This is a genomic window from Photorhabdus sp. RM71S, assembly GCF_042879355.1.
Lineage (GTDB): Bacteria > Pseudomonadota > Gammaproteobacteria > Enterobacterales > Enterobacteriaceae > Photorhabdus > Photorhabdus kayaii.
The window spans coordinates 14,479-28,424 of the sequence record NZ_JBHFKV010000039.1; the positions used below are offsets into that span (position 1 = coordinate 14,479).

Sequence of the window (13,946 nt, forward strand, 5' to 3'; positions counted from 1 at the left end):
TCAGCCTATTTCAGCCAATAATGTATGGCAAATATTGCCTAAAATCTGCATCGCACGTTCCATTTCCTGATTCCAATCAAAAGAGGCATTCAGACGAAAGGCATGGTTAAACTGTTCACTGGTACAAAACATACTGCCCGGTGCAATACTGATCCCTTCGGCCAATGCCAGTTGATAAAGCCGCTGTGCATTGAACAATGGCTCAAATTCCAGCCAGAGGAAATAACCACCTTTAGGGCAATTCACTTTGACTGAAGCAGGCATATAGTCACCAATTGCTCGTAACATCAGTTGCTGACGTTGCTCCAATATGCGACGAAGGCGACGTAAGTGGTTGTCATATCCCCCCTCAGCAAGATAATCCGCAATTGCCAATTGCGTCGGCATGCTGGCAGAAACGGTACTCATCATTTGTAGCTGTTGGATTCTCTTGGCATGTTTTCCTGCTGCAACCCAACCCACACGGAATCCCGGTGCCAGACATTTAGAAAACGAGGAGCAATGCATAAAGTTGTTTTCACTGTCTAACCCTTTCGCCGGTACAGGCCGTTGCTGATCGAAATAGAGTTCACCATAAACATCATCTTCAATCAGTACCACCTGATTACTGTTCAGGATATTCACCAGCCGTAATTTACTTTCAGCAGACATCGTTCCCCCAAGCGGGTTCTGAAAGTGGGTCATTAACCAACAGGCTTTTATTGGGTATTTCTGAATTACCTCCTCCAGCGCATCCAAATCAATACCGTTTTGTGGATCAGTTTTGATTGCTACCGCTTTCAAACGTAAACGTTCAATGGCCTGTAAAGCACCGTAAAAAGCCGGTGATTCAATCACCACCCAATCCCCCGGCTCAGTCACCGACTGTAAACTGAAACTCAGTGATTCCATCGCACCAGCGGTAATGACAATTTCATCAGGAGAGACATGAATACCATGCATTGCATAACGGCGCGATATGTTACGGCGTAACTTATCATTACCCGGCGGTAAATTGGCTAAAGCGCTATGCGGCGCTATTCGTCTGGCAGCGGCCGCTAACGCTTTGGAAAGTTTAGGTTGAATCAATAAGGATGGGTCTGGAAATGCTGAACCAAACGGAATAATCGCAGGATCTTTGCACGCCTGTAATACATCAAAAATAGAAGCGCTTATTTCTACGCTTTCACTTAAATGTAATCGCTTTCCTCCTTTTGCTGCGGCAAAGGGCTGCAAACGTTTGGCGACGTAATAACCCGATTGAGGGCGGGAAATGATCCATCCCTGACTCTCTAATAATTGATACGATTGAACAACGGTCATCAAACTCAAACCCGATAACTTCACTGATTCCCTCAGTGAAGGTAATCTATCTCCCACCAGCCAGGTACCGTCTTCAATATGTTGGAGAATTTGCCTGGCAAATTGTTCATAACGTTTCATCAATTCAGATCTCCCCGCAAACTGTTATAGTCAATATACAGAAAACTGTCACTATTATAGTCGTTTTTTTCATGCTTTACTTGTCCGCATACATTTCCTGCCTTTATTCAAACTAAAAATAAGAGGTCACTATGTTTGGTTTAAGTGCCCTGGAACTGGCCAGAATTCAGTTCGCGTTTACCGTCTCCTTTCACATTATCTTTCCGGCGATTACCATCGGGCTGGCAAGTTTTTTAGCCGTACTGGAAGGGTTATGGCTGAAAACGCGTAATACTGATTACAAAGTGCTATATCATTTCTGGTCGAAAATTTTTGCTGTTAACTTCGGTATGGGCGTGGTTTCCGGTCTGGTTATGGCTTACCAGTTCGGCACTAACTGGAGTTTTTTCTCTGATTTTGCCGGTTCGATCACGGGTCCATTACTGACTTACGAAGTACTGACCGCGTTCTTTCTTGAAGCGGGCTTTCTCGGCGTTATGTTATTCGGCTGGAATCGTGTAGGTGAAAAATTACATTTCTTCGCCACCTTTATGGTTGCGCTAGGTACTCTGATATCCACTTTTTGGATACTGGCTTCCAATAGCTGGATGCAAACCCCGCAAGGTCACGAAATTGTCAATAATCAGGTCGTCCCCGTCGACTGGCTGGCAGTGATATTTAATCCCTCCTTTCCCTATCGCCTGGCTCATATGTCTACTGCGGCCTTCCTCGCCTCAGCATTCTTTGTTGCAGCTTCAGCGGCATGGCATTTATTAAAAGGCAATGACTCGGCAGCAATGAAAAAAATGCTATCCATGTCGATGTGGATGATCTTGATTATTGCGCCTTTGCAGGCATTGATTGGTGATGCTCACGGTCTCAACACCCTCAAACATCAACCCGCTAAAGTCGCGGCAATGGAAGGCCACTGGGAGAATCCTCCCGGTGAAGCAACGCCGCTGATCCTGTTTGGTATCCCGGATATGGAGCGGGAAGAGACGCGTTATGCCGTCGAAATTCCTTATCTCGCCAGTCTAATCTTAACTCACAGTATAGATAAGCAGGTTCCAGCGCTTAAGGAATTTCCACCGGAAGACAGACCCAATGCGCTTATGGTTTTCTGGTCATTTAGAGTGATGGTCGGCCTCGGTGTATTGATGATAGTTGCCGGCTTTTGGGGGCTTTGGCTGCGCTATAAGAGACGACTTTATCAGTCAAAAAGCTTCCTGCGCTTTATATTCTTGATGGCGCCTTCCGGCCTGATCGCCATTCTTGCCGGTTGGTTTACCACCGAAATAGGCCGTCAACCGTGGGTAGTTTATGGCCTGTTACGCACCAAAGATGCAGTATCTGCACATGGTGAAATACATATGAGCATCAGTTTGTTGCTTTTTATCGCGGTTTACAGCTCGGTATTTGGTGTGGGTTACGCCTATATGATGAAACTTATCCGCAAAGGTCCCAAAAAGGAGCTAAAAAATGGGTATTGATCTGCCGTTAATCTGGTTCATTATCATTGTATTCAGCATCATGATGTACATTGTCATGGATGGTTTTGATCTTGGGATTGGGCTGCTCTATCCCACGGTTAAAAGCGATGAGGAGCGTGATTTAATGATGAACAGTGTTGCGCCGGTATGGGATGGTAACGAAACCTGGTTAGTGCTTGGCGGCGCAGGTTTGTTCGGTGCTTTTCCTTTGGCTTATGCCGTTATCCTTGATGCATTAACGATCCCCCTGACATTAATGTTATTTGGTCTGATCTTCCGCGGTGTCGCCTTTGAATTTCGTTTCAAATGCGCACTTGAGCATCGTCATATCTGGGACAAAGCTTTTATCAGCGGCTCTGTGATGGCGACGTTTGCTCAGGGCATGGTGGTGGGCGCCTTTATTCAAGGGTTCCCGGTGGAAAACCGAACTTACACCGGCGGCTATTTTGATTGGTTCTCACCCTTCCCCCTATTTTGTGGTTTTGGCCTGATAATTGCTTACGCATTATTAGGCTGTGGCTGGCTAATTATGAAAACCGAAGGTCACCTACAACAAGAGATGTACCGAGTCGCCCGTCCGCTCACTTTTCTGATGCTGACAGTTATCGCCATTATCAGTTTATGGACACCATTCATTCATCCGGCAATAACTGAACGTTGGTTCAGCTTACCTAACCTGTTGTTCTTCCTTCCCGTGCCACTGTTGGTGGTCTGGTCTGGCTGGAAACTACTGCATTCCATCAAACGTAAAGCTCATTACACACCGTTTCTGGTAGCACTATTGTTAGTTTTCCTTGGCTACAGTGGGTTAGGTATCAGTATCTGGCCTAACTTGATCCCACCGACCATCAGCTACGAAGCTGCGGCAGCACCGCAGCAAAGTTTAGGTTTTATGCTGGTCGGCGCCCTACTTATCATCCCAGTGATCCTGGTTTACACCTATTGGAGCTACTACGTTTTTCGGGGGAAAGTTAACCATGAACAAGGCTACCACTAATCAAAACATCCCACGCCCTTCTGTATGGAAACGGATAGGCTGGATGGCTACGATCTGGTTATGCAGTGTGATGGCTCTTTTTGCTGTTTCCACGCTATTTCGCCTTCTAATGACAGCAGCAGGTATGAAATTGAAGTAATTGTTAACACTATTTAATAAATTGAGCTAAAGTTTTCATCAGTATTGCAGAACGGAATCTTAACCTGATGAAAACAAGTTCAAATAACACCATCTTCAAAAATCAAAAACTGTTTGTAATCAACTCTATTATAAATTTATTTTTACTTTTTATACTGTTGTTGATTGATAAACCGTCGATTCCAGATTTAATTTTACCGTTATTGATAATGTTAAGTATTACAAATGTCTACTTTCTGATAAAAGTGGTACATAACTCTGCTCCTGTTAAAGAATGGCAACATGCAAGATACAAAGCAGAAATTAACGCACTGAAACAAAAAAATGGCTATTTGGATTTCCTCTGTCAAAGCCATTTCAAACTCCAAAATTGTAAACTGCTACCTGAAAAGCTTCAGGAGATTTTTTCTCACCTCAATCGCCTGATCCCTTTCTGTGAAGCCAAAATCATCTTTTATCCATCACAACAAGAATATTCCTTCCGTAATCCCCACCAATGTCCCTATTTCGATATGCCGCTTATTACGAGATGGAATCTAGATGACAATATTGATAACTATGGAATACTCTGGATAAAAACACACAGAAATAGTGATCTTACTCCCGATGAAAAAAGCTTGGTCCAGGATGTGGTGACTTTAATGACAAATAAACTATTACGGGAAAATCAGATCCAATGCCAACACCAGAGTATGTTGGCCGCAGAGAGATCCGCTATTTCCCGTGAACTGCACGATTCCATTGCTCAATCCCTCTCTTTCCTTAAGATTCAAGTTAATTGCCTATATATCGGCAGTGATAATTTACCCAAGCAAAGTTTAACCTCACTGAATATGATTAAAGATGAGTTGAATATTGCCTATCGCCAGCTAAGAGAATTACTGGCAACGTTCAGGAACGAACAACCTCAATGTAATCTACAAGAATCTTTACAGGACTTGATTAATGAATTTAACCACCGTCTAGGCTTCAATATTGAATTCAATTACCGCCTGACACATCAGCACATTCCTGACAGTTACAGCAAACATTTGATACAAATCATTAGGGAATGTTTGAATAACTGTTATAAGCATGCCGATGCCAATTGGATCAGTGTCCGTATTTATCCGATTGATGACAAAATTATTACAGTCGTCAGTGATAACGGCCAAGGTATCAATCTGAACTCCGTTAATAAGAACAAATTTGGCATGGCTATTATGCAAGACAGAGTTTCTATCCTGGGTGGACAATTACAGATAAAAAACCGTAAACATGGTGGTACAGAAGTAGAAATTCAATTTTCAGTGGATTGAAAAAGGCAGATAAATCCCATTATTGACGGCAACGCAATTTGTTGAATGATAATAATTAGCATTTGCGTTAATTACTGTTACACTAACTTCGGCTTTATCAGATAATAACCTTCGGTAAATTTTCCAGAGGAATTTTACGTGACCAATAGAACAATTGAAGAAAAAAACATTTACCGGCCTGCACCACCGAGACTTGTTCAGGTAAAAAATATTTTCGATGTGACACCGAATATGCGCAGCATTACTTTCACCAGCGAGTGTCTGGATAGTTATCCCACTGAATGTGAAGGTGGGCACCTAAAGATATTCTTACCGCTTCCGGGGCAGACCAAACCGGTATTACCGACTTTATCTCCAGAAGGCCCAATATGGCCGCCGAGTGAACTGCGCCCAATAACGCGCACTTACTCGGTTCGGGCTATCCGTACCGAACAAAAAGAGATCGATATTGAATTTGCACTACACCACAATGGCGGCCCGGCAGTAGAATTTGCTTATAGAGCCCAAATTGGTGACTGGATCGGTATCACTAACCCCGGTGGCCCAGATCCATTACTGCCAAAAGTCAGCAATTATTATATGGCCGGTGACTCAAGTTCCCTACCAGCTATTGCCGCGTTACTGGAAACAGTAAAACCAGATGCGACTGGACAAATTATTATTCGTATCGAAAGTGAACAAGATATTCAGGAATTAAAAAAACCGACTGGAATAGCGGTTCACTGGATCACCGGTGATGTTGAAATAACTGACACAATCGTATCTGAATTCAAATCCTGGTCATTACCAACAGAAGATGTCACTTTCTGGCTTGCCGGTGAAGATAAGCTGGTAAAAGAACTTCGTCGCTATATTCGCCGAGAAAAAGGCTATGAACGTCACCAGCTATATGCTATTCCCTACTGGAGGCACGGCTTTGATGAGGAAGGTTATCATGTCCTGCGTCATGAAGTGATGGATAGCGACGATTAAGAACCTTGTATATACCCTATGGATTTCAAGATGTATCGCGACGGCAAAGGAGTGAATCCCCGGGAGCATAGCAAACTATGTGACCGGGGTGAGTGAGTGCAGCCAACAAAGAGGCAGCTTGAAAGATGACGGGTATATTTATACTCGCTTGATCCCCTCGCTTGCTAAAATCAGAGGATGAGGGAATCAGCGATACTGATATTATCAGCAAGATTACTTAAAACGAGATTTTTAAAATCGAAGAAATGCGATTGACGATAACTCAATCCCTATTGAGTTTGTAACACTTTCTTACAAATCTATTTTTTCATAGATTTAAAAAATGAAAATTTTCTCTTGCTATTTACTGATGATTTAATAATCATAACTTGAGTTCCATCATATGGACAGTATGAAGGAAATTACAACTCCTGTTCCCTTTATTCAAAAGGATTAATCGATGGGAATACATCTCTGTCTTCCTGTCGTTCAACTCACTATTACTCACGGCATAAGCGGTGTTTCTTATCTGTGGTAATAGGATTTTTACTATCTTGTTTCTTTGGTGACGCAATCAATCACGGCTATTCCTGGCGGGATATTTATGCTGATGAAGGTGATTGATAGCTGATCTGGAAAATCTTGTGAGACTTTCAACACATGATGTTTGGGCTGCGTGCCTATCTGTAACGTTAATTGTAAGGAAAGAGTATCAATGAGCAAATTAAGCCCACTCGATTGTCTTGACTGTAAAAACATGCTGAAAAACTGGCTGGAATTTCAGTTGGTAGATGAACAAGGGAAACCCTTGGTCAATATGCCTTATCGTTTGAAAATCCGTGGAAATCCTCGGCTAGGACGTAAAGGGGTTACCGATGGTAATGGATTATTAAGGGAAGAAGATATGCCGCCCCATCCGGTAACCCTGTATATCGGCGCCCAACCGCTGGCAGATGAAATGGAACAACGTCCGTTACGGGAAAAACGGGGAGAAGAATTTTCAGTGGTGAAGCCAAAAGCAGAAGCGGAAGGCCATCAATATCGCTATGTGACTATCGGACAGATCAGTGATGGGTTGCCGGCGCTAGATGATTGGAAAGATCCTAAAGACATTCCTCCTCCCTATCATTTCCCGGACCCGGAGCCAGAAGGCTATAAAGTTCATCCGGTAAATCGACGGTATGTGCTGGAAGTATGTCCATTCCGAGCTTGGGTTTTGCAACTACATCATCAAAAAGAGTATTCCATTGTGAATGCCTATAACCAGTGTTTGATGAGCGTGCTGGCCTATGCTGGCGGGGATGTTGATATTGAAGGCTCTATACTTCACTTTTTTAACCGGCAAATGGTCGATGTTTCGAAGTTGCCTTATCAGATAGAAAAGGCATCGGCGACCCCTGTAGTTTACGATGTGCCATTTAGTGAACGTTATGCCCGGGTGGAGTTTATTGATTCACAAGCGGGGAACAACAAGCAGGGTGATACCAAACTGTTTTATGCTGCCAGTAAGAACGATGTGATTGTTAGTTGGCGAGGAACGGCTAGCCTGGAAAATTACCTGACTGATGCCACCTTCCAGCCATTGGCTTTAAGCTGCGATGATGACAAAGCTCTGTGCAGTGGGTTTATTCATCACGGCAAAGTGCATAAAGGGTTCTGGGAAGCATTTAATTTGGTTAGAGAGTTAACAGTCCCCAGAGATAAAAAGAAAGAAGTATTCAGTGATATCTTTAAATTAGTTGAAAAAAGAAAGTTATTTATTTGTGGTCATAGTCTGGGAGGAGCGTTAGCATTACTACACAGCGCACAATTGAAAGAGTATAACCCTTGTCTCTATAGTTACGGGATGCCGCGAACACTAACTCGTAGTGCGGTAGAGGAATTATCTTCCATTATCCACTATCGTCATGTTAATGAAGATGATGTAATTCCTACCGTGCCATTTGAGCAGGATATGGATAATGGGTTTTTCAATTACTGGACGCTGGCGGGGTATGACTGGGAAATCATGAAATTATTATCACCCTCACCGATTATTCAGGCAATTAAGCAGGCGACAGCCAGTAAAGAAATTTATCTGCATCATGGTAAAGTGGTTCATTTTTTTCAAGCCAACAGTTGCCCGGAATGGCTGATTTCCGCCCGGAATGTCTCTCTTATAACGGGTATTGCCGAAGAAATATTGAGCAATACTACAAAGCTCTATTTAATTCCTGAATTGAACCAAGACACAGAAAAGGATTTTTCTCTGGCCGGTGAACAGCAAAATGCGTTGTTTAATCAGCTCAGCCAACAAGAAAAAGACAAACTGTTTGTTGAAAACAGAAGTGCTGATTTGAAAGGAGGATTCGGGTTTTCTAACCATAGCTCGTATAAATATGCGGGGTATATTGACAAGCGCCTCAGAGAGTTATGCGAACCAGATAAGATTACAGTCTATCAGGACAGCCAGCGTCAATTTAAGGCGAAAATGGATAGTTATAAGATGCTTATCCCTGACAATGTTTACTACCGAAATCTCTATTTTCTGGATATGGATAAGCAGTTAGTAAAATCACTGACCGTGAGCCAGCAAGAAGAACAAGGAACACTGGCCTTACAACATTACTGTGATAAGAAGGAATTGTCCGTATGAAAATATTAAAAATAACGTTGTCATTATTGTTTTTCTATTTTATTTACTGGGCATTTGGCGATAAACCTAAATTAGATGAAACCAAGATGCCTAAAATTATTATCCCACCAGGTAAAAAACCCTCAAGAGTTGAATATCCTGATGGCAGAATTGATTTAAATAGAGATTCTATTGATTACTGGAAAATAAAGTAGTTCTATCAGAGTTTCCAGTAAAAATCATTGGCCGTCAGCTATTAGAGTAGTCTGGAAAATAAATGAACCACTATTGATATTTATTCGACAAGACTTTACCTAATCTATAATTTTCAAAATCAATATAAAAATAAAATCGATTTAAAAAGATAATAAAATATCATTATATTAAATACGCTTTCAATATAATAATTAATCACAAATAAGTTTATCCAGAATAAAACAATGAGGATAAGAGCTCTAAAATCTACCGAATAATCAGAGAATATGCTAAGGATCACGCCGTGAGGCGCTCTTGCAAAAGCCCCCACGGCATATTTCCATCGGTTATTTACAATAAGCCAACAACGTTTTCTGGCACAGTTGAGAACGAACACAATCCTCTTGATTAAAATGGATAACACTGACGATTTCATCATCTGAAAATCTTTCCAGTGCATCACGCAATCCTGATACGACGCCAATCGGCAAATCACATTGACTTATATCACCATTGACAATCACAGTAACATTTTCTCCAAGCCGAGTCAGAAACATTTTCATCTGATTAACCGTTACATTCTGAGCTTCATCCAGAATTACAAATGCATTTTCAAATGTTCTGCCTCGCATATAGGCAAAAGGCGCAATTTCTACTTTGCCAATTTCAGGCCGTAAGCAATATTGCAAAAATGAGGCACCCATGCGTTTTAATAAAACGTCATAAACCGGCCGGAAATAAGGAGCAAATTTTTCAGCCATATCTCCGGGCAAAAAACCGAGATCCTCATCTGCCTGTAATACAGGACGGGTAACGATGATCCTATCAATTTCCTTATTAATCAATGCATCCGCGGCCATTGCCGCACTGATAAACGTTTTACCACAGCCCGCCTCCCCACTGGCAATAATCAGTTTCTTATAGTTTATTGCGCGCATATAACGCCGTTGCGTTTCAGTCCGTGGCAAAATTTCCGAAGTATCCCGGTTATCACGTGCCATACCAATGGCTTCTACGCCACCGAGTTGCACCAGAGAGGTTACATTATCATCCTGATAACATTGATGATGACGCAAATCCCTTTTCATCATCCGTTTTGCCTCTCGACGTGATTTAATCACTGCTTTCTGTCTACTCATAGCAGTATCACCTTATCGTTGTTTTCACCCATCCGGTGTCATATCACCGATACAATAACTACGTTATTTAATGACTCTGAGCTTCCCACAGGTTCGCATATTATCGGAATATCAATCATTAATGTTACTCACCATTATTTCTATCTAATGAAAACTAACGAATCATTATGACAGTATAATGACAATTCCTAAGTTATGGCAAACAAACCAAGAACTCTTGATTAAAAATAATCGACAGTATCCTTTATTTAGTTTTGCGAGAAATTTAATTCATTGAATAATATGACTTAATATTTACAATGATAAGTATTCATTAATGACTTAACACCACTAATGACTTAACATCATAGTAGCCATTATTGATTTAGCTACTATGGTATTGATACATTCCGTTACCATCCGGCAAAGAAGTCACTATCTGCAAGCACTCTTCTTCAACGGATGGCAACAATATTATTATTGATGACAACAGAGCAAATAGTTAATTATCTGTTTTGTTAAATCCCCTTACAGTTTCCAGCCAATCGAAAACCCGCATTTTTTGCTTCAGTTTCTGTTTTAAAATAGACCGCGTTCTTCTCCTGAATCATCTTATAACCTGAACAATGAGAAAAATGATAGATTTTGCTATTGTTATTCCCTTTAATTAATCCTGTAGAGGATGCATCAGATAACACCCGTTGTCTCTGGGTATCTGTTTGACTATTTCTCTGCCCTTTTCTCTGCTCGCTTTTTGGAATGCCAGCGGCGGAGTTTTTATGCCATAATTGCCATTTCTGTTCACCGGTAACAAAAGGATTGTGATGCCCCATAATACCGGCAATTCGATTATCTCTCTCCTGCTCCCATTTACTCGGTGGATATTGACGATCCCAAGCGATAAATAATTGCTGTTGTTGGCGGGACATGGAAAGATTGTAACGATCGTGCATATAAAAATTAATCCGAGCGACCTGCCCTTTTACCTCATCTCTCGGTTCGAACGTTCGAGATTTAAAATCGACTTTACTGGTACAACGACCATAATTATTCGGCATACTTTTCGGTAACATTCCATAACTGAAATTACTACGATCGCCATTAACCTCACCAATTGATGGGGCCAAATTATGCATATCAGATTCCATTGCCCTGAAAACAGGATCGGAAGAGACACAATTCTTCCTCCCTCCATTTCGCCAACATTGCCGCTGATGACCAAAAACCCAGGCAGTAACAATATGTTCCCATTCAATTCGTTCAGCACGATTCTGTTGTGACCTGACTTGATAACCACACGAAGAAAGGATTGTGCGTCCACCGCTCTTACCTGTCCATTGCCAATGACAACCACAATAAAGTGTCCCGGTCTCTGACTTAAATTGATCATGATAAATGCGTTTACGTAATTCAACTTTAGCTTGTTCAAAGGCAGCCGGTGCGGCAAAAGAAGGCAAAGGAGCAATTAAACTGAAACACCCAATGTGAATTGCCCAAAAAATAACTTTACGTTTCAATGATAACCCCTACTTATATAAAAATATCATTCTGATTTTAACCTTTTATGTTGCCTCATAATCGACCTATAAGACAAACATTGTTTCTTTGCATTTCTTCTTAGCATCTCTTTTAAATAGAGCCGTCAGGTTGAACGTGATCATCAACAAAAATCAGTTCGAGATTATTGTTGTCGCGGGGAACGGAAATACCTCCATGCACCCCCCAACCACCATCAGCGTTATAGCCCAGGATATTTGATATACGATATATGCCGGTTCCCTGTTTTATCACTTCTGCACCTTCGGATTCGTCATTAGTCAAGAATGTGCCATCAGGGTAGATTTCTATTATCGGAGAGGCTTTCTTGAGGTATCCGTTGGTGTCTGGTTTAGCGTTCTTATCGTCCCAAAACTTACGGGTAGCTTGTCTGTTGCTATCGCTATTTATGCTATCGGTACGATATGTATTGCCTTCATGCTCGAAAACCAGCCTATGGCTCCATACACCATACACGCCTTCACTTGATAAGCCATTTACATTACTAAATCTTAACTGAACGCCATACCCACCAAGTGGCAATCCATATTTAGTGACGAATGGCGCGTTGGGCCCATATCCGGCACAACCATCGTATAAATTTTCCAATCCATTCAAACGAGCAAAACCCATTGAAAGCATTGCATTATTAGTTGATACTGCACCCACATCCCCCGCAGTCAGATTGATATCCCCAGTCAACGCCTTACCGTTTATTTTCCGGCTATCAGGTACTCTAGTATTAATATTTCCAAGTAATGAATTAACTATTTCCTTAATCAACTGTTGCGTCACTGCCAATGTATCACTATCACCCATCACATCGGTAAGTTGCACAATACCTTTTTGTGTTAATGAAGCATTGGGAATTCCTGTTATCGCTTTCTGTTCTAAAGCTTTATTTAACTGTGCAGTGAGTTTAGTGACATTACCATCATCTAAAACATCCTCACCGATTTGTGTCGCAATAAAATCAGCTATAACCGATGTTATTGTTGATGTTTGACGAAATATCTTATTTAATATGTAATTATCAATATACTGCCTGTCTGGAAACCCACGCGACAAATTCAGATCTGTTTCATAGTCTTGCTGACTGGGCACATTAGCGTTACTATCAATAGCAAAAGCTTTAAAATCATTTTTACTCATATACCTTCCCCAAATTAAATAATGTTCATTTACAGTCAATAAGTCGAATTATTAGAAATAATTCCCCATAATTTACATCAGTTATATACCCGTTATCTTTCAAGTTGCCTCTTTGTTGGCTGCACTCACTCACCCCGGTCACATAGTTATCTATGCTCCCGGGGATTCGCTCCCTTGCCGTCGCAATGCATCTTGAAATCCATAGGGTATAGTCTAATTCCGAAAAACAATAAAAATATCCTTACTGACCGCCCTCCGCTTTTAGCAAAAATAAATTTAAAGTCGATAACCAAATCAACTTTACGAATCAGAGTTCATTTTTATATGGACTTTTATACGAATTTTTTCCAATCAAAGCACTGATTAAAAACCAGTGCTTCGTTAATATTTAAGAATTATAAAACTTTAATGGTATTATTCTTTCGGCTTTTCAGGCCAATTAATATCTGGTGCCGATGAAACATCAACCCGACGCAGTAATACCAAATACTTTTTCCAATCTAGCAATAAAGTTTTTTCCGCTTCTGATGCCATTTCAGTTTCAACCGCATACTGCAATACCGTGATGGCTTCATCAGCTTGCCGACGAAAAATAGCACGCTGTTGTTCTGCCTGTTCAACTTGACTGATTTTTTGAGCTTCAAAGTCCGTTACCCATTTTTCACCATCCCATTGATCAAAATCGGTGGACGGTTGTTCGAATGTTAATGTTTCCGGTAATTCACCCAGCGCAGCCACTTCTTCCTGCGCACCCACTTGCGTGTTGTAAGCTATTTTTCCACGGTGGTCAGGGACAATTTCCCAATAACTCCCATCCTCACTGCGACGCACAGCCATATCATCAGAACCTGGCAAATCTGGCGCATCTAAATAAGAATGCGCTGACAAACCGACGCCTTCCGCAACATATTCGAAATCAGAGCCAGAGAATTCTCTCGAATAGGGATTAGCATGATAAACTTTTATCCAGCCAGCTTGAGTTGCTAATCCGTCTTCACCTAATACAGCGGTTTCAGTATCTAAAATATTTTCTTGTGTCATTATTATTCTACCTTT

12 protein-coding genes are annotated in these 13,946 nt (G+C 41.4%); 7 read left to right on the forward strand and 5 right to left on the reverse strand.

Annotated features, from left to right (window positions below; genetic code table 11):
- On the reverse strand, window positions 1-1,422 hold the full coding sequence (locus tag ACGF5R_RS17810) for a PLP-dependent aminotransferase family protein (RefSeq protein WP_387692027.1): 1,422 nt from the start codon (window positions 1,420-1,422) through the stop codon (window positions 1-3).
- A gap of 131 nt (window positions 1,423-1,553) precedes the next feature.
- Here ACGF5R_RS17810 and ACGF5R_RS17815 point away from each other — a divergent pair, with 131 nt between their 5' ends.
- From ACGF5R_RS17815 to ACGF5R_RS17845, 7 genes are all read left to right on the forward strand, one after another.
- A complete protein-coding gene (locus tag ACGF5R_RS17815; RefSeq protein WP_387692029.1) occupies window positions 1,554-2,891 on the forward strand; it encodes a cytochrome ubiquinol oxidase subunit I in 1,338 nt (445 codons plus the stop codon).
- On the forward strand, window positions 2,881-3,888 hold the full coding sequence (gene cydB / locus ACGF5R_RS17820; RefSeq protein WP_387692031.1) for a cytochrome d ubiquinol oxidase subunit II: 1,008 nt from the start codon (window positions 2,881-2,883) through the stop codon (window positions 3,886-3,888). Before ACGF5R_RS17815 ends, cydB begins: the two co-directional genes overlap by 11 nt.
- A complete protein-coding gene (locus ACGF5R_RS17825) occupies window positions 3,869-4,027 on the forward strand; it encodes a DUF2474 domain-containing protein (RefSeq protein WP_387692033.1) in 159 nt (52 codons plus the stop codon). Before cydB ends, ACGF5R_RS17825 begins: the two co-directional genes overlap by 20 nt.
- Before the next feature lie 208 nt (window positions 4,028-4,235).
- Window positions 4,236-5,324, forward strand: coding sequence for a histidine kinase (locus ACGF5R_RS17830; RefSeq protein WP_240000724.1), 1,089 nt, complete (start codon window positions 4,236-4,238; stop codon window positions 5,322-5,324).
- A 138-nt stretch (window positions 5,325-5,462) separates the two neighbouring features.
- Window positions 5,463-6,296 (forward strand): siderophore-interacting protein, encoded by an 834-nt coding sequence (locus tag ACGF5R_RS17835; protein WP_112876988.1) that lies wholly within the window; start codon window positions 5,463-5,465, stop codon window positions 6,294-6,296.
- A 694-nt stretch (window positions 6,297-6,990) separates the two neighbouring features.
- On the forward strand, window positions 6,991-8,910 hold the full coding sequence (locus ACGF5R_RS17840) for a lipase family protein (RefSeq protein WP_387692035.1): 1,920 nt from the start codon (window positions 6,991-6,993) through the stop codon (window positions 8,908-8,910).
- On the forward strand, window positions 8,907-9,104 hold the full coding sequence (locus ACGF5R_RS17845) for a hypothetical protein (protein WP_387692037.1): 198 nt from the start codon (window positions 8,907-8,909) through the stop codon (window positions 9,102-9,104). The genes ACGF5R_RS17840 and ACGF5R_RS17845 overlap by 4 nt, the downstream gene beginning before the upstream one ends.
- Before the next feature lie 327 nt (window positions 9,105-9,431).
- On the opposite strand, the gene phoH is transcribed toward ACGF5R_RS17845, so the two are convergent.
- From phoH to ACGF5R_RS17865, 4 genes are all read right to left on the reverse strand, one after another.
- Entirely contained in the window at window positions 9,432-10,223 is a 792-nt protein-coding gene (phoH, locus tag ACGF5R_RS17850; protein WP_262981424.1) for a phosphate starvation-inducible protein PhoH, read from the reverse strand.
- 497 nt (window positions 10,224-10,720) lie between these two features.
- Window positions 10,721-11,704 (reverse strand): endonuclease, encoded by a 984-nt coding sequence (locus ACGF5R_RS17855; protein WP_387692057.1) that lies wholly within the window; start codon window positions 11,702-11,704, stop codon window positions 10,721-10,723.
- A gap of 127 nt (window positions 11,705-11,831) precedes the next feature.
- Window positions 11,832-12,890 carry a tail fiber protein gene (locus ACGF5R_RS17860; RefSeq protein WP_387692039.1) on the reverse strand — a complete coding sequence of 353 codons (1,059 nt, stop codon included), beginning with the start codon at window positions 12,888-12,890 and terminating at the stop codon, window positions 11,832-11,834.
- 414 nt (window positions 12,891-13,304) lie between these two features.
- Window positions 13,305-13,931: a tail fiber assembly protein gene (locus ACGF5R_RS17865; RefSeq protein WP_112876981.1), complete on the reverse strand. Its 627-nt coding sequence runs from the start codon at window positions 13,929-13,931 to the stop codon at window positions 13,305-13,307.
- Between the last annotated feature and the right edge of the window lie 15 nt (window positions 13,932-13,946).